The following is a 23,631-nucleotide window of genomic DNA, read 5'->3' on the forward strand; positions in this document are numbered from 1 at the left end:
TTTAGTCTTTTTGACATGGGAGGATGGCGCGATGTTGCAATATATAGGAAAACGACTCTTACAATCTGTGTTAACCCTTTTTATTATTATAACAATTGTTTTTTCATTATTACGATTAATGCCGGAGGAAGGATATTTAGGTGCGGCAGCCGATAAAATGTCACCTGCTCAGCAAGAAATTTATTTAACGAATTTAGGATTACGTGATCCATTGCTTATTCAGCTAGGAAACTTTTACACGAAATTATTACAAGGGGATCTCGGGAAATCGGTGACCTATCGTACAGATGTACCTGTTACAACGATTATTGCGGACAAAATTATGTATTCACTACTCTTTGGATTAGGGGCCGTTGTCCTGTCACTCCTAATTGGTGTGCCGCTAGGTATTATGATGGCCTATCGTAAGGGGCGTTGGCTCGATCGACTTGGGACAGGCTATATTGTTTTTGTCGTTGCTGTACCTGCAGCCGTTTATTATTTAGTGATACAAATGTATATTACTGATCTCTTTCAATTACCGATGCTCTTTGATGAGTATAGACCGATTACATGGATTCTCCCACTAACTTCTATGGCGTTGGCTCCTACAGCCTCCTACGCGATGTGGATGAGGCGTTATATGGTGGACGAATTGAACAAGGACTATATTAAACTAGCGAGGGCTAAAGGAGTAAAGGAACGAACATTAATGTTCAAGCACGTTTTGCGAAATGCCTTTATCCCAATGGCGCAATATTTACCTGCAACCATTTTGTTCACCATTACAGGCTCCATTTATATCGAATCTTTGTATTCCATTCCAGGGATGGGGGGCTTACTCGTTGATGCGATTCAACGACAGGATAATACGATTGTTCAAGGCTTAGTGCTGGTGTTCTCCTCCCTTGGTATTATCGGACTTATTTTAGGGGATATTGCCATGGCACTTGTTGATCCTCGGATTAAACTCGGCAAAGGAGGGGGAGTACGTTAATGGGCATGTATTCGAATGAAATTCATAATATTTCTAATAAATCACGGGAAACATTGTTTGAATTTGCGGAAGTCGATGCGCGACAAGCAGAAGAAACAGGCCATTCTAATTACTCATATTGGCGTTCCACATGGCAATCCTTTTTGAAAAATAGACTAGCTGTTTTTTTATTAGTAGGCGTGCTTATTATTGTTGGCTTTACGATCCTTCAGCCGTATTTACCAGCACAAAAATCACCAACGGAAATTTACCTAGATGAGCAAACAGGGATGCAGGCACGTAATATTACCCCCAATGCTGAATTTTGGTTTGGTACAAACTCAATTGGGCAGGATTTATGGTCACGAATTTGGGCGGGGACAAGGACATCCTTATTTATTGGCTGTGTAGTCGCCTTAGTAGAAGCTGTGGTTGGGATTACAGTTGGTACACTATGGGGCTTTTCGCGAAAGCTAGAGGTACCTATTACACAGCTGTATAACGTTGTTGATAATATTCCAACAACCATTGTACTCATTTTAATGTCTTATATTTTGCGACCAAGTATATCAACGATTATTATCGCCATGTGTATAACGGGGTGGGTGGAAATGGCTAGGTTTATTCGCAATCAAATTGTTATTTTGCGGGACCGTGAATACAACCTAGCCTCTAAATGTTTAGGGACACCTGATTACCGTATTATTGTAAAAAATCTATTACCCTATTTAATTTCTGTCATTATGTTACGTATGAGTCTAGCTATTCCCTTTGCTATAGGGGCAGAAGTATTTTTAACGTATATTGGCTTAGGGCTACCAATTAGTGAACCGTCCTTAGGTAATTTAATCAATGAAGGGCGTGTGCTCATGATGTCGCCAGACTTACGATATCAGCTGATTTTCCCGAGTATTGTGTTAAGTGTCATTACTATTGCATTTTATATAATTGGTAATTCCTTTGCAGATGCAGCAGATCCAAAAAACCATGTATAAGGAGATGAAATCAGTGACATCTAAAAAATCACGCCTATTAGTTATCCAAAATCTAATTATTCAATTCACATTACGTGGTCGTGTTTTAACTGCAATTCGAGATATTTCTCTTGATTTATATAAAGGGGAAAGTCTAGCGATTGTTGGAGAATCTGGTTCGGGCAAATCTGTGCTAATGAAGTCTATTATGGGCTTGCTCGACAAAAATGGCAGCATTAAGCAGGGCAGAATCATTTACCAAGCACAGGATCTAGGACAATTTACGACAGAGCAAGAATGGCTCCATATACGAGGGAAGGAAATAGCCATGGTGACGCAGGACCCGATGACATCTTTAAATCCACTTAAAACGATTGGTAAGCAAATTGAGGAATGTGTGGTGTTGCATCAGGACTTAAAGGGGAAGGAGGCTTATGAAGAAACATTAAAACTACTTACAGATGTTGGAATACATGATGTGAAAAAACGCTATAAGCAATATCCTCATGAATTTTCAGGAGGTATGCGCCAACGTATTGTCATTGCGATTGCGATTGCCTGTAAGCCAAATATTTTAATATGTGATGAACCAACAACCGCTCTAGATGTAACGATACAGGCACAAATTTTACAGCTATTAAAAAATCTTCAACTTAAGTATGGCTTAACGATCGTCTATATTACGCATGATTTAGGTGTGGTCGCCAAGGTGGCTGACCGTATTGCGGTCATGTACGCGGGTGATGTAATTGAGGTTGGGAAAACTCATGAAATTTTCTTTAATAGTAAGCATCCATATACATGGGCCCTTATTTCCTCCCTGCCGCAGCTCGGCTCTAAGGGAGAAGCGTTGTATTCGATCAAAGGGTCGCCACCCAATCTTTTTCAGGAAATAAAGGGGGATGCCTTTGCGCCGCGCAATCAATATGCACTGAAAATCGATTTTATCGAGCGCCCACCTTTTTTTCAGGTTAGTGACACGCATTATGCACGAACATGGTTATTAGATCCGCTTGCTCCAAAGGTAGAACCTCCTGCTGCCTTACAAGCTTTTTTTGCAGAGGGGAGGCAGTATGCTAGTGAGTGAAAAAGAAATAGTACTGGAAGTGAAAAAATTAACCGTTGATTTTGGTAAGGGGAAGCATAAATTTACGGCCATTGATGATGTCAGTTTTCATATTTTTAAAGGCGAAACATTTGGCTTAGTAGGTGAATCGGGATCAGGGAAAACAACGATTGGTCGTTCTATTATGCGCATCAACGAGGTCACCGAAGGACAAATTTTGTATCATGGCAAAACTATTCATGGGAAAATTCCAAAAGATTGGGATAGGGAAATTACACAGAAAATCCAAATGATTTTTCAGGACCCGATGGCGTCGCTCAATGAACGTGCCAAGGTTGATTATATAGTGGCGGAAGGATTATACCCTTCCAAAAAATATAAAGATGAAGCGGAACGGCAAGAAAAGGTACGCAAGGCATTAGTAAATGTTGGTCTACTTCCGGAATTTTCGAATCGATTTCCTCATGAGTTTTCAGGTGGTCAACGCCAGCGTATTGGCATTGCTCGTGCTTTAGTGATGGAGCCAGAATTTATTATTGCTGATGAGCCAATATCCGCCTTAGACGTATCCATTCGGGCACAGGTGTTGAATTTATTAGCTAATCTTCAACGAAAAAATCATTTAACCTTTTTATTTATTGCCCATGATCTATCCGTTGTCCGTTTTATCACGGATCGGACGGCCGTCATTTTTCAAGGAAAAATTGTCGAGCTAGCTGAAACAGAACAGCTTTTCACCCGTCCGCTTCATCCGTATACGAGAGCTTTGTTATCAGCTGTACCGGAGCCAAATCCTTATAAGGAGCGAAAGAAAGTTGTTGAGATATATGATCCAGCACAACATCGTTATGCGGACAGTCCTCCGTCATTTGTGGAAATTGAGGATGGCCATTTTATTTTAGCTAATGAAGAAGAGCTAACGGTTTATCGTACTTCATTGAAACGGGAGGTAAATGAATGATTTGTCCAAAGGCATTGAAAAAAGGTGACACAATTGGTCTAATAAGTGCTTCAGGAGCTACTCCACCCGATAGATTACAGCCAGCTATAGCTAGTATTGAAAAGCTTGGGTTGAAGGTGGTTGTAGGAGAGACGTGTCACGCGCGACATGGTTATTTAGCAGGCACTGATGATCAGCGGGCAGCGGATGTTCATCGAATGTTTCAAGATCCAACGATTGACGGTATTTTTTGTGTTCGCGGTGGCTATGGGGCTACGAAAATTTTACCGCTTTTAGATTTTGAGGTAATTAAGGCGAATCCTAAAGTCTTTGTAGGCTATAGTGATGTGACTGCTCTACATATAGCCTTCAACCAGCTTAGTGGCTTTGTTACGTACCATACACCAATGCCATCGACTGAATTTATTAGGCAGGAGATGGACGATTACACATGGCAATCCTTCTGCCAGCAAATAATGGCGGTAGGGGTAGAGGAGTATGACTTAGAAAATCCTGTAGACCAACCAATGTCCAAGCTCGTAGCTGGTAGTGCTACAGGTACACTTATTGGGGGCAATTTAACATTAGTGACTGCATCACTTGGTACACCCTATGAAATTGATACAAAAGGAAAAATCCTATTTTTAGAAGATATTGATGAAAGTGAGCAACGAGTTGACCGGATGTTAACGCAATTAAAACTGGCGGGGAAATTAGATGACGTAGCAGGTATCTTATTGGGAGCATGGACAAATTGTGGACCTGAAAATCCACAAAAGCCCGAGCAAAGTTTATCGCTACAAACGATCTTCGAGGAAATTCTAGTGCCTTTTAACAAACCTATTATTTCAGGGATCACGTGTGGACATTGTTTACCAACGATGTCACTGCCTTTAGGAAGAACCATTACAATGGATGCAGATAATCACCGAATTCGTGTTGTTAGGTAGGTGTCTAATGGAGAATCAAATCCAAAATCTCATCCAAAAAACTCCCTATAAGGTACATCTCTTTGTTAAAGATCCAAAAACCGAGCAATTCCTATTTAGTCATCAACTAGAGGAGTCATTTTCTAGCGCTAGTATTATAAAAGTGCCGATTCTTCTAGCTGTTTTAGCGTATACCGGGAAACACAACATATCCCTTCATTCAGCCTTAACAATCACTCCTACTGATTGGGTAGATTTTAGTGTAATAAGTGAGCAACGTCTGACGCAAAGCACAGTTTACGAGCTACTAGTATGGATGATTATAACGAGTGACAATACAGCAACAAACGTCCTAATTGATGTAGTGGGAATGGATTTTTTAAATGATTATTTCCGTCAAATAGGCTTACAGGAAACGTTGCTACAGCGAAAAATGATGGATGTCGAGCGACTTGCAATGGGGATTGACAACTTTACGTCTGCACGGGACATGGCCCATCTTTTTACACGAATATATCAACAGGATTTACTAGCATCACCTTACAATGAGCTGGTCATCGACATTTTAAGTAGACAGCGCGTATATGAAGGCTTAAAGCGTTACCTCGTGGATGATGTAAAACTGGCCCATAAAACAGGTGGGCTTGACACAGTCGATCATGATGTAGGAATTGTCTACGGTAGCTCGTTTGATTATCTGATTGGTATTTTCATAACAAATGTAACGGATAATGATCTGGCTCGCCAATTGATTGGTCGTCTTTCAAAGGTTGTTTATGACCATATGATGGAGCAGAAGGAGGAACAGCAATGAAGTCTATCGTAACAGCCATGATTGCCAATTTGCATGCCAAGCCTGATGAAACTTCTGAATTAATAGATGAGGTACTTTATGGCATGACAGTAGATATTCTGACAGACTGTCATGAGGATTGGGTATATGTTCAAACTGCTTATCGTTATAAAGGATATTGTCAGAAGGCTGATTTGCTACTGGATGAAGAAACGGCTGCTAAATGGCACAGCGAAGCACAGCCTATCATTATTCAAAGCTTTGCAGATGTTTTACAGCAGCCTCGTATCCAAAGCACAAAGCTGATGACTCTTGTGAAAGGTTCTAGTATAGGCGTTGTTACGCAAGAGGACGTACCGGAAGAGTGGTCTGCTATACAATTAGTGTCGGGAAAAATAGGCTATGTTCGCACAAAATGGCTACAGGAAAAGCCATCTCAAACTCAAATAACCGAGCATTCCTTTCGAGAAAACGTAGTCCAAACAGCGCTAAGCTATTTAGCTACACCTTATCGCTGGGGTGGCAAATCACCATTAGGCATTGATTGCTCCGGTTTATGTTCAATGGCCTATATGTTAAATGGGGTTACTATTTTTCGGGATGCTAAAATGGTAGAGGGCTTTCCTATTGTGAAAATAGAAAAAGAGGATAGGCAAAAAGGTGATTTGCTCTATTTCCCAGGCCATATCGCTTTATATATGGGCGATAATCTATATGTCCATTCTTCACTTGGTGGTAATGAAGTGACCATTAATAGCTTAGATAAACAGCATGCACTCTATCGCCATGATTTAGCCACAACCCTAACAGAAGTAGGTTCTTTATTTCCGGAGAAGCCAAATCGATAGGCTTCTCTTTTTGACTTCAATAAAGCAGCTATACTAAACTCAAAGGACAAATGGGGAGTAGGTGGTGTTGATTTGCTAAAGGAGCATTATTAATAGCATGTATGCTAATCGTGGAGGCACTTTCTATGGTATGAGTGTAAAAGGTGTGCGTTCAGGTCTAGAAAATGAAGCGATTGCAAGAGGATATTCAGCTTCATCAAGTAGTTTTAATAATTTTTTCTCATATAAGACTGAAATAGATAATAATAGACCGCTTGCAGTAAAATTTGATAAATACTTTACTCTTTTTGAACCTAATGCAGATTATGCATATGATTATCACTGGACACCTGGACTTGGATATATCTACGCTTCCACAGGTACAATGTTAAGAGTTCAAACGTTAGCTCCTAACAGTACTATACGTGATATAAACTATAACGTTAACTCTGCAATTATATCGATGGTGAGTTTTTCAATTAATAATTAATTGTATTATTATAAATTTTCTTTATTGTTAAATTGGTAGGTAAAGACACTAAAATCGAATTTTTATAGTTTGAAAAATTGTAATTATTAATAAATATAGTCTTGATACTTGATAGGGCGGAAGGAGAGGGAAATGAAAAAAATAATTATCTTTAATTTATTATTTTGTATAGTAGTTATGTTTGTTAATTACAATTATTTTAATTCTAAATCTCGAAACGCTATCGTATACAACTATGTGGAAAACTATATTGAGACTAACTATGGCATTGCTAGAGAAAATTTAAAATCAGAAGAAATCGATTACTTGAGAGGAATGGGTTTGTTTGAAATAGAAGTTAAAGATATAGAAACTAAAAATTATTACTTTTTCGAAGTGGATATTAACGATGACTATTCATTATATTATATAAAAGATCTTACTGAGCTTCATCGTAAAAATCATCCTAAAAATCAAGCTAGTTAAAGAAAGTTTATTTCAACCGGTATCAGCAATATTTTGAGATAGATATAAAGGCATACCACAATATATTCCGACTTATAAAGCATTCTTGAGAGAGTGCTTTTTTATTATGTTTAAAATTAACTGAATCAATTTCATAAATCATCATTTTCAAAATTTCAAAAGGCTACTAAACCGATACCTGCATTTTAAGAGAGGAAAAGGGATAGGTATTTGTTAAAGATTAGATCACAGAAAATGCTCAAATTTTTTTATAAAAATGAAACAATACTTCACAGAGGAAGAATCCGTTTTGATCAATCTTTTTTCAAAAGGGATTCTTCTTAATTTAACAGAAAATAAGGGTTTTCGAGGTATTTTTGCTCAAACTTTATTTCAAAGCAACAGTTGGGGCAAGATTAACATCAATTATTACGTTTCGTTTTAAGAGAAGAATTAGCACTCGTCAATTACAGGCTTGAAGGATAAACAAGCAGAATTTCAAAAAATATGTCGAGAGGAATTTTGGGTCAATGTACGGAAAAAAACGCGCTTCAAGTAAAGAATCATACAGGGGCGTTAGGATACGCGTGTGTTTGAAATAGAAACCGTCATACACCAGCTAATCAATTCAGTGCATATTTATTGTCTTGCTTTATGAGGTCAAATCCTATAAAGCTTTTTTTTATGGTCATTATTTTGGATGGTTTGCCAAAATAAATAAACGACAAATGTACAGATATTGATGATAAATAATGCGACCAGCTGCCATAACCCGATTAAAAAAGTGACCATGTATAAATCAAAGGCTGCTTCACCGAGAGGCATATGTGGGAAGGGCGTTAATTGACTATAATGCCACACGAAATAACAGGCTAATGCAGTACCCTGTCCTACATAAATAAAGATCCAATGGATATAAAATGATATTTTTAATCGCCAGCAACAAAGGAACAGGTTCAAGACAATAATGAATAGTGGGAACAGGAATATTTGAAACAAACTTTCAGCTATTTGAGTCATAAATAATAAATTATAGCTAAGCTGAATGATTGGCAATAGTACTAGATTGATGATGATCAGGCTGAGCAGTTGTGTACGAGTCACTATATTCCTATCCTTTCCTTGCCTTGCCTCATTTTTACATAAGGACGTTTGAAAAAAAGAATGGTTTCGCACAAAAAATCTCCATGCACAATTTCTGAGCATGGAGATTTTCGACTAATAGTGATAAATATTTAATTGCATACCAGCCTCAAGTCGATCTGAACGCAACTGATTCCACTGTTTAATAGAAGTCACGTTGACATTATAGACCTCGGCGATATCTACTATAGAGTCACCATCCGTGACCGTTATCGTTTTCTTATTCTTTACGGGGCTGTCATATTGTTGTAGGTCGTATTGAGCGATAAGTGAATTTAATTTTTCGTTATATTTTGAATCAGTGGCATAGGAGCCTGTTAAAAACTTTGTCGCATCTGAATAGGATTTGGTGTTACTCTTGAAAACACCTGCATAAAATTCCTTGTTCCACGAAACACCATTGCGCATTAGCTTTACATAGTCCTGCATAGAAGCCTCATAGGAAGGGTATTTGCGGAAATCAGCCATAATGGTCGACAAATTACCTGATCCATCATCCTCTGACGTTTCGAGTTTTACGGAATTATTTTGATAGCTGCCTTTCATGCCAAACAGATTATAGTTGGGGGCAGAGCCAAGACCACTTTGTCCGCTCTCGCTTTCTAGAATAGCTTGTGCAATCATCACGGATGCATATAAGTCATTATTGGCACCAAGATTTCGTGCAGTTTCAGCGATTTCGCCGATAAATTCTTCCGCACTCGGGCGATCATCAATGACGACAGGCTCTTCTTTTTCTGTCGTATTAAACAACTGTGTCACCATAAAAAATGAAATACAAATAACAACGACAGCAATCATAAGTCCTTTTAAAAAATTAACTACGTATTTCATGGTAGGCTTGATGTTGGTAGTGACCACATCTCCCTCCCTTCTATTAAAAGATTAGCTATCTCTTATTATGACAAAGAGTGAAAGAGAAATAAAGAACTGTATATATAAATAGCTTGTATCATTAATAGAACGTTGCGAACGTTAAATAGTTCCATGTCATTCCGCTAAAATGTCTATCTTAAAATTTTGAGACATAAATTGTTTAAATCTCTCAAAATATTGTTCGGAAGCCTCCCAGCGTCTAGTATTTAAAAAAGCTATCTCTTGGCGACCAAAATGGTTAGGTGGTTGGTAGTGTCGAGAAACATAGGATGGATTTTCTAATGAATAAAAATAATACGCTTCATCAGGCGTCTTAATTTCAATACGAGCATGAATAAAATCACCATCTTCATCCGTATAGGCCTGACGGAAACTATAATATTTAGAACCGTCCCAGAAACCATCGTCATCCTCGTCAAGCCCTTGAATTTCTGGATGTTGTAAAATTCGTTCTACATATTGAACCTCGATTTTAGGCACATAAAGGGTAGCGACATTTACATAAGTTAATAACATAATCCAGTGATCCTGAATATCCACTAAATGCTCCTGAGGTAAATCCGTAATGTCCCACCATTCATCTCCTTCATCGAATGATTTTCTCAATAGGGAGACGGTTTGATCTTCATTGAGCCAAATAAAATAATGATACTGGGAGGTTTTCATATAAATGCTATCATTCGTCTTGTCTCCGTCATCATCGATATGCGCTTGCTGAACAGTGAAATGCACACCATGTTCCTCAAGGTCAAAATAAGGCTTGTCTCCAGTCATCAAAATACACTTTGTTAGCTTTAGTATATTTTCCACATCGATGTGATGGTCCGTAAAATATACATGAGTTGCCTTCTTGATGTGGGGGATTTCCTGTAAATTAGTCAGTGAGGAGCGTCCTTCTTTAAGGATACTCACCAATGTGACGAATGAAAATTCAATCTCTTCTTCATCCATATCATAAAAAACCTCGTCAATTAACACATCTTGTATACGGATAGGGAGTTCCTGAAAAACGCCATCTCCGTGCCAAATGTTGACGATACATTGCAGTGACTTCTGTCCATGAACGTTAAAGCGATACTCATCGTCTTGAACTAATACGTTTGCCTGAAGATGACCATTGACAATCGTTTCCCCATGATTATAGGAGCCACACAAAATATCCTCTACTGTCAGATGTCCGTGAACATAGATTTCCTGACCACCTACAGCTATATTTTTAGCTGTCAAATTGCCCATTACCATCAGTCCTATTGCACCATCCGTTTCTGCATTGTATAAATGATCTACCGTCAAATGACCATCAATAAAAATAATGATCACATTGTCTTGCTGTGGGAAAGGAATGTCCCAATCCAAATCAAGAAAAGGAAGCTTCAAATCTCCCTCATAGTACGCAACAAGGTCGTTCTCACTAAAATCCGTGTAATGGCTTGCCCACCAAGAGTTTTCGGGAAACTTATCAGCCAGTTTGTTAATAGGTATAAATTGAAAGACATTCTTCATAGTTCACTACCTCCCAATTGCCGTTTTTTTTATCTTCTCATACGGAGGAATTAACAGTCAATTTAGTAGATTGGTAGAGTTATGTGCAATTGGGAATAAAATGCTATGATAAATCTTAAAGAGGTTTTATGACCATTGTTACCAATTGCTGAGAAGTTGGAGGTGAGGGTAACCAACTAGCTTTCGAAAAGATGTTTGGAAGGGCTATTATTTGTGAAATATATAGACGAATATGAATTTACTATGTCATTAGCGAATTATAAGGAGCTGGCAGATGATAACATTTGATAATGTCTCAAAAATGTATAGTAACGACCATGTGGCTGTCAAAGCCCTCAATGTGGAGATTAAAAAAGGTGAATTCTTTGTTATTATCGGCCCGAGTGGATGTGGCAAAACTACTTTATTGAAGATGATTAACCGATTAATTCCATTGACGGAAGGCACTATTTGGATAAATGGAAAAAGAGTTAGTGATTATAATATTCACGAGTTACGCTGGAGTATTGGCTATGTGTTACAACAAATTGCTCTTTTTCCGCATATGACCATTGAAGAGAATATTGCGATTGTTCCAGAATTAAAAAAATGGAGTAAAACAAAAATTCAAAAGCGAGTAGAGGAGCTTTTGGAATTGGTAGGGCTTGAGCCTGAAAAGTATCGTCAGCGCAAGCCAAAGGAGTTATCTGGAGGGGAGCAGCAAAGAGTGGGCGTTCTTCGGGCATTGGCGGCTGATCCAGAAATTATTTTGATGGATGAACCTTTCAGTGCATTAGATCCCATTAGTCGTACGAAGTTACAGGATGATCTACTGGATATGCAGCGTAAGATTCAAAAAACCATCGTCTTTGTCTCGCATGATATGCAGGAGGCATTGAAGCTAGGTGATCGACTATGTGTCATGAAAGATGGAGAAATTGTTCAAGTTGGATCTCCTCAGGAAATTGTAGAAAATCCAGTGAATGATTTTGTCCAACAATTTATAGGGGTAAATCCAGTTCACAATAGGTTTGATATTCGGACGGTTATGCAACCAATCGTAAGTGTTGGTGAGCTAGGGGATACTATTGCTATCAATGAGCCGATCACAACGATTCTTGAAAAACTGACAGAGCATAGCGTTCTTGGCGTGGAAGAGGATGGAGAGATGATTGGTATGGTGACTCGAACAACTATACTGCAATATGTAGCAAAGGATTTCCAGGAAAGAGGTCGAGCCCATGACTAATTTTGTAGCAATGTTTCAGGAACGAAAGGGACAGCTTCTGTCAGCCTTACTCGAACACATACAAATCTCCTTCATAGCTCTTTTTTTTGCTATCATTATTGCCATTCCTCTAGGTATCTATTTAACCAATAAAAAGAAAATAGCAGAAACGATAATTGGTATGAGTGCCGTGCTACAAACGATTCCATCTTTAGCGTTACTTGGGTTATTAATTCCATTATTCGGGATTGGGAAAGTTCCTGCCATCATTGCCTTAGTAGTCTATGCACTGTTACCGATTCTCCGAAATACTTATACAGGCATTAAGGAAGTGGACCCTTCATTGAAGGAGGCAGCTTTGGCAATGGGCATGAACACGCCTAAACGTTTATTGAAGGTTGAATTGCCTCTTGCTTTGCCAGTCATCATGGCTGGTATTCGAACAGCGATGGTGTTAATTGTTGGAACAGCCACATTAGCTGCTTTAATTGGAGCAGGTGGTTTAGGGGATATTATTTTACTAGGCATTGATCGTAATAATACCGCACTCATTATTTTAGGGGCTGTGCCCGCTGCGATATTAGCATTGATCTTCGATGTTTTACTGAAAAAGCTTGAATCGCTATCATTCAGAAAAACAGTAATAACTGTAAGTATCGTCAGTATTGCGGCTTTGATGATGATCTGCATTCCGCTTCTCAATAACAAAGACCAAGATGAAATTGTTATCGCTGGAAAACTCGGAGCGGAGCCTGAAATTCTCATCAATATGTATAAGTTATTAATTGAGCAGGATACAGACTTAACGGTGCAATTAAAGCCAGGACTTGGAAAAACTTCATTTGTATTTAATGCGTTGAAGTCTGGCAGTATTGATGTATACCCAGAATTTACAGGCACAGCCATCTCGGAGTTTTTAAAGCAGGAAGCCATTAATAACAGTGAGGCAGATGTCTATCAGCAGGCGAAAGATGGGATGCTAAAGCAATTTGATATGGTTATGCTTAGCCCAATGAACTATAACAATACGTATGCGTTAGCAGTATCGGAGGATTTGGCTGAAACGTATCAGCTCCAAACTATTTCGGACCTTAAATCGATAGAACAAGCTGTTAAGGCAGGGTTTACATTAGAATTTAATGATCGTGAAGATGGCTATGTTGGTATTCAAAAGCGCTATGATATTGCGTTTCCCTCTATTGCAACTATGGAGCCTAAGCTACGCTATCAAGCGATTGAATCGGGAGATATCAACCTACTCGATGCTTATTCAACGGATAGTGAAATTCGTCAATATAGGCTCCACGTATTAGAGGATGATCAAGCGCTGTTCCCCCCTTATCAAGGAGCTCCGTTATTACGGCAAGAAACACTGATCAAGTATCCAGAGATTGAAACATCTTTAAATAAACTGGCTGATCAAATTTCAGATGATGAAATGCGAGAAATGAATTATCAAGTGAATGTAGAAGGAAAGCTAGCAGCAGAAGTAGCCAATGAGTATCTAGTAAATGCCGGCTTACTGAAATAAACGATAGGACCCTCGAGCATTAGTATGCAAGAGGGTTTTATTTCTATCATAAATAATTTAATGATAAACGTTAATTTATTATGGATAGAGATAATAGAAACTGTATAATGAAATAGAGGGAAGGGGATGCTGACAATGGAGAAAACGATTCAAAGTAAAGAATTTCAATTGTTGACAAAGGGGCTTCGTACGATTTTTACAATCATCATGGTTCTTATGATTTTGGGCATGGCGTTAATGGCAGTTATTTTGGTTGGCGTAATGATTGTGTCAGAAAATGATGTAAATGGTTGGTTAGCCAAGGCAAGTGTGACAGCTTCCATCCATTTTGAGGGGCTGGAAATGCTGCTGTCCGAGCAGACAGTTCAAGATATGCACTACTCCAAAATAGATGTCGTGAAATTAGTATTAACTGCTACAATATACATAACTATTTTATTTTTGATGGTTGTTCAAGTAAGGAATATTTTAAATAATTTATCAAAAGGGATCATATTTTCACTAGATAATAGTAAAAAAATAGAAAGAATTGCGTATTGTGTGATAGTCTTGAGCTTAACTGTGAGTGCATTCCGTACATATATCGTCTATCTAATGATGCAACCATTTAAGCTTGAATCACTATTGGTAAAGACAGATTTTATTACAGGGATCAGCTATCATTTCACAGGCATTAATTGGACACTATTACTTTGTGGCTTGGTGATTTGGACCATTGCTCGTATTTTCCGTTACGGTGCTTTTCTCCAAGATGAATATGATGCAACAGCTTAGGAAGTGAAAATATGACTATAATTATTCGCTTAGACCGGATGCTAGCGGATCGTAAAATGCAGCTAAGTGAGCTTGCAGAGAAGGTTGATGTGTCGATCGTCAATCTTTCAAATTTAAAAACAGGCAAGGTAAGAGCCGTGCGTTTCTCTACCTTAAATGCCATCTGTAAGGCTTTGGGCTGCCAGCCAGGAGATATATTAGAGTATGTCGAGGATGAAGATTAATTTTCGTCATCTAAACATAGTAGCAAGAAAGGGTTTTTCTTAAATGAAGGTTTTCAGTTTTTTATTCATCGCCATTGTAGCAGAAGTTTTTGCTAGCTCCATGCTCAAGCGCACCGAAGGCTTCTCCCGTATTTGGCCATCTCTCGGTGTGGTGGTCGGCTATGGAACGGCCTTTTATTGTTTAGCCTTAACCTTAAAAACCATACCCATTGGCACCGCCTATGCAATATGGGCAGGGTTAGGCACAGCACTAACAGCCATTGTAGGGGTTGTGCTATATAAGGAAATATTCAATCGTAAGAAGGTACTAGGGATTCTTTGTATTATTGTAGGTGTCGTGGTGCTCAATCTTGCGGGTGGTCATTAGGAGGCAAACGCCATGAAAGGCTATTTATTTTTAACACTTTCGATTATTAGTGAGGTTTTTGCGACAACTATGCTGAAGCTATCGGATGGATTTACTGTTCCAGGACCATCTGTAGCGGTGGCACTTGGCTATGGAATATCATTCTACAGCCTATCCCTATGCTTGAAAACCTTGCCATTAAGCCTAGCCTATGCCATCTGGTCAGGTGTCGGTACCGCCTTGACGGTGATTGTAGGCATTGTCATTTGGAACGATTTGTTTAACCTCTACTCTGCACTTGGGATCGCCCTCATAATAGGCGGCGTGATTTTGCTGAATCAAGGAGATCGAAATGGCAGAGAGGCCGATAGCAAAGTGGAAGAGCGTGATAGCCTGCAGGAATAGAGGGAAAGAGCAGGTAAAGTGACGGATAGAGCAGGCAAAGTGCCGGATAGAACTGGCCAAGTGCCGGATAGAACTGGCAAAGTGAGGGATAGAGCAGGCAAAGTGCCGGATAGAACTGGCAAAGTGCCGGATAGAACTGGCAAAGTGAGGGATAGAGCAGTCAAAGTGCCGGATAGAGCAGGCACTTTGCCAGAAAGCCTGCGAGAATAGCAGATTACCTGTTTAGGGGAGGAGGATGTTAATGAAGGCTATTATTTTTGATTTTGATGGGACGATTATTGATACAGAAACAGCTTGGTATACGGTTTTTAAGGATGCTTATGCATCATATGGTGTGGAATTATCGTTAGAGACTTATGCAAAATGCCTTGGGACAAATCTTCAAGATTTTAATCCTTATACTTATCTCGTGACACATCATCACATGGGTTTGGATGTGGAGGCATTTCGTACATCTATTCAAGCAAAGCATGCGGAGCTGATGGAATTGGAAGTGATACGACCTGGTATTTTAAATCTTTTGCAGCAAGCAAAGGAAGCGGGTTTAAAAATGGGTATTGCTAGTAGCTCAAGTCGTCAATGGATTGATCGGTTTGTGGAGGCACTAGGGATACGCGAGTTTTTTGATTGTTATTGTACGGCTGATACGGTGACAAATGTTAAGCCTGATCCTGAGCTGTATTTGCAGGCGCTTGAACAGTTAGGAGTAAGTGCTAGTGAAGCGATCGCTATGGAGGATTCGCCGAATGGAGCACGTGCAGCTTTGGCAGCAGGGCTTCATACGGTAGTTGTTCCCAATACCATCACCAAGCAATTACCTTTTGCTACAGGTCATCATACAATAGATACCTTGGAACAATATGATTTAGAAGGTCTACTGGCATGCTTTGTCAAATAATGAAATGCTTCGAACCTCTAACCATTCATTTCGAATGGTAGAGGTTTTTTTAGTTTCTTTGTGAAAAGGTCGTCATATTATTGATCGCTACATATTATAACGAGAGGGCAACTTACGGGGACCAAGATACTTATTCAGACTAGAAAGGGGGCTACAATTTGAATAGTGAGAAAAAAAGAAATCATTTTTTATGCGAAGCTTTATGCGATTTGAAGGATCTTCAGGATATTATGATGGATTTTCATTCTAAATATTTCGGTCAGCTGCTTGTCAAAATAGTTGGGAGTGATACGATTCCGTTTTTTTTAATTACCAATAGTGGCGCTCATTTAAGGTTAATGGATACGGTAAAGAATTTTGAAACGGAATTTTTCCGTATAGAGGATGTCGATAAGGATCGATATCGTGGCACGGTGTCATTGCTGCGCGCCTTTGACTATGAGGGGAACGATACAAATTTCCTTGCAGATGTTGTGAGGCTAGAAAAAACGAGTACAGAAAAATCCATTGAACTTAGTGGCATTTCAGCGATACAACTATTAAAGCCAGATATGCTAAAAGGGAAATTTATCATAGAGCCTAAATGGTAGCCTCATATTAAACTACTAGAGCTAGAGCATCTGTCTATATGAAAGGGATTAAGTGTGAATGTAATAGAGAGAGAATTTAATGAAAGGAAGTTTAGCTATGACGATTATTGGTATGCTGCATCATCGGCTTGATCCAACGACAGTTCTCAAGTCTTATGCGTATGCAGCAGTTGCAAAGGCAGAAGGGGCACAGTTTTTCTATTTTACACCTAAAAGTGTTGATTTTGCAAAACGTTCCATTCGAGCTAAGGTTTATGAGGATGGGCAGTGGCAGGAGAAAACAATGCCTTTTCCAGATGTTATTTATAATGCGGGGAGTCCCGAAAAGCTATCTGTGTCCAAGGAGATTATTGATCGCTTAAAAGAAGAGATTCCCTTTACGACGTATTCGATAGGGAATAAATGGAATGTAATGAAGCGATTAAAGGAAGCCAAGGAATTCGAACAGTATTTGATTCCTTCTGAAATTGTCAAGGATGCTGATGTATTTCATAAGTTCATTAATTATTATAAAAGGGTTGTCTTTAAGCCGATTGATGGACGTAAAGGAAAAGGAATTTATTTTATTACGAAGGCGGGACCGAAGAATTTTGAGGTTAAAAAGGATAGTACGAACACAATCTATTCAAAGCCTCAATTAGATGCTTTGTTAAAAGAGCAGCTAGCGTCTGGTACTTTTATTATGCAGCCTTATATTCAATCGATTACAAAGGCAGGCCAAGTATATGATTTCCGTCTGCATGTCCAAAAGAATGGGGAAGGTAAATGGGTGGTGACGACTGTTTATCCTCGGATTGCTCCAAATGGCTCTATCATCCCGAATATTAACAATGGCGGATTCACCAATTACTTAGATCCATTTTTAGAGCAAGAGTTCAAGGAAGAAGCCTACAACATTCGGCGAATGCTCGAGCATTTCTCTTTAGCACTGGCTCATCATCTAGATGACATACAAATGGAGAAATTTGGGGAAGTCATTGATGAAATTGGCATTGATGTCGGTTTAGATCAACAACAAAAAATTTGGATGTATGAGGTAAATTGGCGCCCAGGCTGTCCTCCTGCTTTTTATTTAGAATTAGATGTCGTGATTAATTCCATCCGCTATGCGATGTATCTTGCAAAAAATCCAAAACGTGTAAAAAAGAAAATGGTTCAACAGAAAAGCAATCCAGTGGAGGTCAAAAAGGAGATTGTACAACAGAAAAGCAATCCAGTGGAGATCAAAAAGAACCTTCCTATTATTGCGATTACGGGAAGTGCGGGAAAAACAACAACCAAAGCATTTGTCGGTTCGATTTTATCAAAACAATGGAATGTGTTTGAATCAAAGGATTATTGGAATACGACAGAGCATACAAAAAAGCATAAGGAAGAAATTAATGATTCCCATCAGGCTGTCGTATTAGAGTATGGCATGGCCTATCCAGGTATTATTACGAATCACTGTAGCATCATTCAACCGAATATTAGTATTGTGACGAATATTGGTTTAGCCCATGTAGGTAACTTTGATGGGGATGTAAGAGGCGTTGCAAAGGCGAAATCTGAATTGATTCATGGGATGGATCAACAAGGGCTATTAATATTGAATAAAGATGATGATAATTCAAGATTTTTAGAGACACAGCAATTTAAAGGGAAAATGCTAACGGTAGGTATAAAAAGAGATGCTGATTACCGAGCATATGATCTTCAGTATAAGGATATTGGCATGTCCTTTAAAATGAAGCTGCATGGGCAAGAAATAGAATTGTATATTCCTATTCTGGGAGAGCATCATGTTTACAATGCCCTTAATGCTGTAGCAGTAGCAGATTATTTAGGGTTTAGTCCATTGGATATTCAGGCGGGGCTCAACTTTAAAAAGCCACCAAGACGCTTAACGATTTATAACTTGCGCGATGATATTACGGTTATAGATGATACGGTTCACTCCCATCCACAAGGAGTCCGAGCAGCTATTGATGTATTGACGAATATTGCTAAGAAACGTAAAGTGGCGATTATTGGACAAATGCGTGAGCTTGGCGTGTTGAGGGAAGAAGAATATCGGAAGGTTGGCGAGTATATTTACGAGGAAGGCATTGATGAATTCATTACCTATGGATTTAGGACAGATGAAATGAGCAATGCAGCGATTGAAATGGGTATGGACCCAGCTAGGGTACACCATTTTATTAATAAAGATGCCTTGCATGCACTGCTAGATAAACTCATCAAACCTCATGATACGATTCTCGTCAAGGGTGCTAGTAAAACGAATATGTTTGAAACGGTGAAATATTTGGACCAAACATTAAAAGAAGAATAATCAATGACTTCAAGGTAACTGAATGAATATAAAAACCCGAGTAACTGTCCACTGGCAAGCGGCAATTATTCGGGATTTTTTTTCATACTCTTAAAATAAATTTAATTTCTTTGGCGGCAGTTGTTGCATGAGTCCGAGCTTCTGATAGGGTTGAACCTTGTGCAATGACATAGGCATAACGGTGACCCATTGATAAAGGAGGGGTTAATAAAGTACCTTTCCTTGGCTTAACATAAACCTCAACTACTCCAGTTGAATTCGTCGCTCTTGTTCTGCCAATCACTTTTTCTAATATTCCTTTGCTTTCCACAATGACATATTTTGTGTAAACAAACTTTTTATGTCTAGGCTTAAGATTAGGCTCTTCACCAAGAAGGAGCTTTAGTGTTTCTTCCACTAAACTAAATCCGAGAGCCGCTTGAAGCATATTGTTCATAGCACCTCCAGAAATCCTTGGGTTAATCTCAATGAGCTTCCAGCCGTTTTTTGTCAGGCGGAGTTCCAAATGAAGAGCGCCATTTTCAATATCAAAAGCTTTGACGATGGATTGAAGAACTTCCTCAATGCCTGCCTGAATATCCAAAGGAGCTTTCACTAATACTCCATAGCCTGTTATGATAAACCGTTTTCCTTGGGTAATTTCCTGCTCAATAATGCCAATGACATGTGATTGACGTTGATATACGACCGCCTCCACTAAATATTGAGGGCCTTCCAAATATTCTTCAATCATAATCGTTTCATAGGGGTTTTTACTGCGCAATGCTTTGAGGTGGTTATTCAGCTGGTCGGCATCTGTTGCTAATAGTACATCTTTTGAACCTGTTGACTTTGGTGATTTCACGATTAATGGAAATGTTAAATTTTTCGCAATGGGTTCATTAGGCTTCATGAGTGAAAATTTTGGTGAGTATGGTTGGTTTTTTAAATAATTTCTAGTCTTTTCTTTATCCTCCATAATTTCAATGGCGGAGGAGGATGTATAGTTATGACAAAATTCATCACATAGCATGGAAGCAACATGGACAAATGGATCAACAAAACTAACGATACTTTTTATCTCTAATCCGGTTTTTCCTAGTTTATCAATTTCCTCTTTCATTCTCTCGATATTCAAAGTATCAATGAGTATCATTCTATGAATATCGGGGTAAGATCGGCGCTGCTGAAGTTGTTTTTCATTATTGGTGAAAAGTATTGTGAAATAGCCTAATCTTTCAGCTGCTCTTGTTGCTTCACGACTAGACCCGGATTTGTTTGTACCGATAAATACAATCGCTTTCAGGTATATCACTCCTTCTATTGGTACTTAGATACTTAATCACCTTTATATATATGCAACGAAATAGTTTTCTTCTAGTTGTGTATCTTGTCTACATCCAAGCAACTTTTAAGAGGTTACATATACTAGAAAAGAAAGGAGGGAGAAAAGATATGAAGCCTCTTTCGGTGAAAAATTTAGCAATGATTACGGCGGGTTATTTAGTGCAAGGGTCTGAGGAAATGCTAATACAGCATGGTGCTTATCGATTAAAACAAGTGAAAAAGCCCAATACAGCCCTTTTTACAAGTAAACGTATTGTTAATTGGAAAAGTCTTGAGCCACTTTCTCCTCTTGTAATAGTGACCGACAGAGCATATCGGCCAAATGACATTCCAACCCAAATCATCATCATACAGGTTGCGAATGTAGATGAGGCATATTGGAGATTTGTTCATTTTTATCGCAATCAGTTTCATATCCCGATTGTTGCGATTACGGGTACTTCAGGCAAAACAACAACGAAAGAGATGATTAAACATATTCTTTCTGCTGATCGACAAGTGACAGCAACGACATTAAGTAGTAACTCAAGAACGGCATCATTGCAATATTTACTGAATATTGAAGATGACACTGAGGCAGCTGTATTTGAAACAGCTGTTGGCTCACCGGGGGATGTCACGAATGCAGGAAAATATTTTAAGCCGACTATTGGGATTATTACTAATATTGGTGCCCATCATTTGAATTATTGTAAGACGCTTGAAGGCTATATTCAGGCGAAGGGAGAAATGCTAGACATCATTCAGCCAAAAGGGACCCTCATCATAAACGGTGAGGATATGAATACTAAAAAACTAGATATCTCTAAGTTTAATGGGCGCGTATTGAAGGTAGGCATCCATGATTCTTGTCATTTTCGTGCAAGCCATATCCAATATTATCAAAAGGGTATGAACTTTAAGCTGCACCATAATAGAAAAATCTATGACATATTTGTACCAGGGTTTGGCCAACATCAAGTGTACAACGCCCTTGCTGCCATTGCAGCGGCTTATGAAATAGGGGTACCCATTCCGGTGGCAGCCAATCAACTCCAATCTTTCCGTCAATTGAAAAAGCAATTACAGCTCTTTGAGGGCATTAATCATTCCATGCTTTTAGATGATACATGGAGTATTACTACAACTTCCTTAGAGGCAGGCTTAAAAGTGTTGAATGATCTCGGAGAAGGCAAGAAAAAAATTGCTGTTATTGGCACGATTACCGATTTGGGTTCATGGGGCTATATTATTCATGAGCAGGCGGGTGAATTAATTCACCGTATTGGTGTGGATGTGCTCATTACTATTGGAGAGCACGCGCGAATCATGGCTGATCATGCTGTGAATTTAGGGTTTAACGCTCCTGTTTATACCTATAAAAATAGCACGCTTGTTTATCCATTGTTGCAGAAGATTGTAGATGAAAATACGATAGTCCTTATAAAGGGTGATATGTATAGTGAACAGGTTTCCAAATTAGCAGCTGAGCTTAAATTTAAACCGCCACCTCCCACAATTTAGCTCACTTCTTCATTTATAGGATATTAACTGTGTCATATAGAATGCCAATCTAATAACGTATAGTAATTGATCAGAAATGTAGCATTCTTGATCAAGAGAATTAATAGGTCTGTACAAGATTGATAAAGAAAGGAGGCGTAGTATACTTGCAATCCATTAGTGTGCAAAAAATTAGAAGCGTCCTACAGGGGAAAATTATCCATGGATCAGATCAATGGTCTGTGAAGCATGCAATCTACTATAATCGACATGATTTAATTCACAATCACACACTTATGTTTGTTAGTCGAAGTGATAAAATCAATTGGCAAGAGATTGATAGAAAGGGGCCCTCCCTTGTCATTTCTGATAAACCGGCTACTGAGTTGAAAAATGCGTTAGATAATACAACGGTTTTACACGTCAAAAGCGTTGCACAGGCATACTGGACATTTATTGAATATTATCGAGGCCTTTTTCAAATTCCGGTAGTGGCATTGACAGGAACCTGTGGTAAAACGACAACAAAAGAGATGCTAAAACATATCGCTAGTAAACATTGGCAAGTGCAAGCATCTGTTAGTAGTAAAAATGAGCCAAGGCAATCATTGCCCTATTTGACGGGTGTTGATGATAAAACACAGGCAGCCATTTTTGAACTAGGCTTAGGGAATACAGGTAATATAAAACATCAATGCATGATCTATCAACCAACTATCGGCATTATTACAAATATTGGTGTTCACCATTTAGATGGCTGTCTCAATCTTGAAGGTTATATTAAAGCAAAAGCAGAGATAGTCGAGGGAATTCGAGCAGATGGTACACTACTAATTAATGCAGATGATACCAATATCGAAAAAATATCATTACAAAAATTTAAAGGGAAAATTATTAGATTTGGCTTACAGGATTCGGCTGATTACAAAGCTTCCGCTATAGAATTTGCTCATACAGGCATGAAATTCGTGCTAGAAGTAGCAGACACTAAGTATAATGTGTTTGTACCTGGTTACGGTGAGCATCAAGTATATAATGCGTTAGCCGCCATTGCTGCCTGTAGCGAAATGGGACTTTCCATACGTCAAGCCATTGCAGGGTTAAGAACCTTTAAACAGATGGCGAGACATTTAGAATTTACGAAAGGGATAGGTGACAGTACGATTATTGATGATACGTGGACCAATAATCCGACTTCTGTCGAAGCAGCCTTGAAAGTGTTAGATACAGTAGGAAAAGAGAAAAAAGTTATTCTTGTGCTAGGGGATATAAAGCGATTAGGAAATTTTGAAGAAAAATATCATCGGGAAATTGGCTCCAAAGTAGCTGAAAGACAGATAGATACATTAATTACGATCGGCAAAAGGGCAGAGGCAATTGCTGACCAAGCAAAAAAAGATGGAACTAAAGCAGAGGTTCATACGTTTAAAGATGTAACAGGTGTATTAGAAATATTGAAACCAAAGCTTGACGCGGACACGATTGTTCTCATAAAAGGACCGATGTCGAGTAGATCCATGATTGAATTTGCCAACAATCTTAAAAATCTATCCTAACTAAAAAGGGTGTCTCCAATATTGAGACACCCTACCAT

Annotated in this window: 25 protein-coding genes; 21 read left to right on the forward strand and 4 right to left on the reverse strand. The window is 38.8% G+C overall.

Features of this window, described 5'->3' with window-relative positions:
- Positions 1-31 precede the first annotated feature (31 nt).
- From C9J29_RS06970 to C9J29_RS07010, 9 genes are all read left to right on the forward strand, one after another.
- On the forward strand, positions 32-976 hold the full coding sequence (locus C9J29_RS06970) for an ABC transporter permease (protein WP_036125095.1): 945 nt from the start codon (positions 32-34) through the stop codon (positions 974-976).
- Positions 976-1,950 carry an ABC transporter permease gene (locus tag C9J29_RS06975; RefSeq protein ID WP_008175658.1) on the forward strand — a complete coding sequence of 325 codons (975 nt, stop codon included), beginning with the start codon at positions 976-978 and terminating at the stop codon, positions 1,948-1,950. Before C9J29_RS06970 ends, C9J29_RS06975 begins: the two co-directional genes overlap by 1 nt.
- Positions 1,943-3,016, forward strand: a complete 1,074-nt coding sequence (locus tag C9J29_RS06980) for an ABC transporter ATP-binding protein (protein WP_008175660.1) — start codon at positions 1,943-1,945, stop codon at positions 3,014-3,016. The genes C9J29_RS06975 and C9J29_RS06980 overlap by 8 nt, the downstream gene beginning before the upstream one ends.
- Positions 3,003-3,956 (forward strand): ATP-binding cassette domain-containing protein, encoded by a 954-nt coding sequence (locus tag C9J29_RS06985; RefSeq protein WP_174804706.1) that lies wholly within the window; start codon positions 3,003-3,005, stop codon positions 3,954-3,956. The genes C9J29_RS06980 and C9J29_RS06985 overlap by 14 nt, the downstream gene beginning before the upstream one ends.
- Positions 3,953-4,885, forward strand: a complete 933-nt coding sequence (locus C9J29_RS06990) for a S66 peptidase family protein (RefSeq protein ID WP_008175664.1) — start codon at positions 3,953-3,955, stop codon at positions 4,883-4,885. The genes C9J29_RS06985 and C9J29_RS06990 overlap by 4 nt, the downstream gene beginning before the upstream one ends.
- A 7-nt stretch (positions 4,886-4,892) precedes the next feature.
- Entirely contained in the window at positions 4,893-5,678 is a 786-nt protein-coding gene (locus C9J29_RS06995; protein ID WP_107921840.1) for a serine hydrolase, read from the forward strand.
- The gene (locus C9J29_RS07000; RefSeq protein WP_089984952.1) at positions 5,675-6,505 is read left to right on the forward strand and encodes a C40 family peptidase; all 831 of its coding nucleotides are present in this window, start codon (positions 5,675-5,677) and stop codon (positions 6,503-6,505) included. The genes C9J29_RS06995 and C9J29_RS07000 overlap by 4 nt, the downstream gene beginning before the upstream one ends.
- Positions 6,506-6,602: 97 nt before the next feature.
- Positions 6,603-6,974, forward strand: a complete 372-nt coding sequence (locus C9J29_RS07005; protein WP_107921841.1) for a hypothetical protein — start codon at positions 6,603-6,605, stop codon at positions 6,972-6,974.
- Between the two features lie 132 nt (positions 6,975-7,106).
- Entirely contained in the window at positions 7,107-7,439 is a 333-nt protein-coding gene (locus C9J29_RS07010; protein ID WP_089984948.1) for a histidine kinase, read from the forward strand.
- Positions 7,440-8,078: 639 nt separating this feature from the next.
- Here C9J29_RS07010 and C9J29_RS07015 read toward each other — a convergent pair.
- The 3 genes from C9J29_RS07015 to C9J29_RS07025 form a co-directional block, all read right to left on the reverse strand.
- Positions 8,079-8,522, reverse strand: coding sequence for a hypothetical protein (locus tag C9J29_RS07015; protein ID WP_237068764.1), 444 nt, complete (start codon positions 8,520-8,522; stop codon positions 8,079-8,081).
- Between the two features lie 114 nt (positions 8,523-8,636).
- Positions 8,637-9,422 carry a glucosaminidase domain-containing protein gene (locus C9J29_RS07020; RefSeq protein ID WP_237068765.1) on the reverse strand — a complete coding sequence of 262 codons (786 nt, stop codon included), beginning with the start codon at positions 9,420-9,422 and terminating at the stop codon, positions 8,637-8,639.
- 129 nt (positions 9,423-9,551) lie between these two features.
- On the reverse strand, positions 9,552-10,940 hold the full coding sequence (locus C9J29_RS07025; protein WP_107921842.1) for a hypothetical protein: 1,389 nt from the start codon (positions 10,938-10,940) through the stop codon (positions 9,552-9,554).
- A 274-nt stretch (positions 10,941-11,214) separates the two neighbouring features.
- On the opposite strand from C9J29_RS07025, the gene C9J29_RS07030 reads away from it, so the two are divergent.
- The 10 genes from C9J29_RS07030 (at position 11,215) to C9J29_RS07075 (ending at position 19,229) form a co-directional block, all read left to right on the forward strand.
- Positions 11,215-12,168, forward strand: coding sequence for an ABC transporter ATP-binding protein (locus tag C9J29_RS07030; RefSeq protein ID WP_107921843.1), 954 nt, complete (start codon positions 11,215-11,217; stop codon positions 12,166-12,168).
- Positions 12,161-13,678, forward strand: a complete 1,518-nt coding sequence (locus C9J29_RS07035; RefSeq protein ID WP_107921844.1) for an ABC transporter permease/substrate-binding protein — start codon at positions 12,161-12,163, stop codon at positions 13,676-13,678. The genes C9J29_RS07030 and C9J29_RS07035 overlap by 8 nt, the downstream gene beginning before the upstream one ends.
- A gap of 135 nt (positions 13,679-13,813) precedes the next feature.
- Positions 13,814-14,452: a DUF2975 domain-containing protein gene (locus C9J29_RS07040; protein WP_107921845.1), complete on the forward strand. Its 639-nt coding sequence runs from the start codon at positions 13,814-13,816 to the stop codon at positions 14,450-14,452.
- An 11-nt stretch (positions 14,453-14,463) separates the two neighbouring features.
- The gene (locus C9J29_RS07045; RefSeq protein WP_008175687.1) at positions 14,464-14,676 is read left to right on the forward strand and encodes a helix-turn-helix domain-containing protein; all 213 of its coding nucleotides are present in this window, start codon (positions 14,464-14,466) and stop codon (positions 14,674-14,676) included.
- A 43-nt stretch (positions 14,677-14,719) separates the two neighbouring features.
- Complete coding sequence (locus tag C9J29_RS07050; RefSeq protein WP_008175689.1) at positions 14,720-15,043, forward strand: DMT family transporter; 324 nt, start codon at positions 14,720-14,722, stop codon at positions 15,041-15,043.
- Between the two features lie 12 nt (positions 15,044-15,055).
- A complete protein-coding gene (locus C9J29_RS07055) occupies positions 15,056-15,427 on the forward strand; it encodes a DMT family transporter (RefSeq protein WP_089984939.1) in 372 nt (123 codons plus the stop codon).
- An 18-nt stretch (positions 15,428-15,445) separates the two neighbouring features.
- Positions 15,446-15,637 carry a hypothetical protein gene (locus C9J29_RS07060; protein WP_107921846.1) on the forward strand — a complete coding sequence of 64 codons (192 nt, stop codon included), beginning with the start codon at positions 15,446-15,448 and terminating at the stop codon, positions 15,635-15,637.
- 25 nt (positions 15,638-15,662) lie between these two features.
- On the forward strand, positions 15,663-16,325 hold the full coding sequence (locus C9J29_RS07065; protein ID WP_089984937.1) for an HAD family hydrolase: 663 nt from the start codon (positions 15,663-15,665) through the stop codon (positions 16,323-16,325).
- Between the two features lie 158 nt (positions 16,326-16,483).
- On the forward strand, positions 16,484-16,915 hold the full coding sequence (locus C9J29_RS07070) for a hypothetical protein (RefSeq protein ID WP_008175697.1): 432 nt from the start codon (positions 16,484-16,486) through the stop codon (positions 16,913-16,915).
- 79 nt (positions 16,916-16,994) lie between these two features.
- Positions 16,995-19,229 (forward strand): YheC/YheD family protein, encoded by a 2,235-nt coding sequence (locus C9J29_RS07075; RefSeq protein ID WP_090001852.1) that lies wholly within the window; start codon positions 16,995-16,997, stop codon positions 19,227-19,229.
- A gap of 82 nt (positions 19,230-19,311) precedes the next feature.
- Here C9J29_RS07075 and C9J29_RS07080 read toward each other — a convergent pair whose 3' ends face one another.
- A complete protein-coding gene (locus C9J29_RS07080; protein ID WP_008175700.1) occupies positions 19,312-20,523 on the reverse strand; it encodes an ATP-grasp domain-containing protein in 1,212 nt (403 codons plus the stop codon).
- Between the two features lie 140 nt (positions 20,524-20,663).
- On the opposite strand from C9J29_RS07080, the gene C9J29_RS07085 reads away from it, so the two are divergent.
- Positions 20,664-22,058 carry a Mur ligase family protein gene (locus C9J29_RS07085; RefSeq protein ID WP_089984933.1) on the forward strand — a complete coding sequence of 465 codons (1,395 nt, stop codon included), beginning with the start codon at positions 20,664-20,666 and terminating at the stop codon, positions 22,056-22,058.
- A 146-nt stretch (positions 22,059-22,204) separates the two neighbouring features.
- Complete coding sequence (locus C9J29_RS07090) at positions 22,205-23,593, forward strand: UDP-N-acetylmuramoyl-tripeptide--D-alanyl-D-alanine ligase (RefSeq protein WP_107921847.1); 1,389 nt, start codon at positions 22,205-22,207, stop codon at positions 23,591-23,593.
- Positions 23,594-23,631: the final 38 nt, after the last annotated feature.

It is taken from the genome of Lysinibacillus fusiformis (genome assembly GCF_003049525.1).
Lineage (GTDB): Bacteria > Bacillota > Bacilli > Bacillales_A > Planococcaceae > Lysinibacillus > Lysinibacillus fusiformis.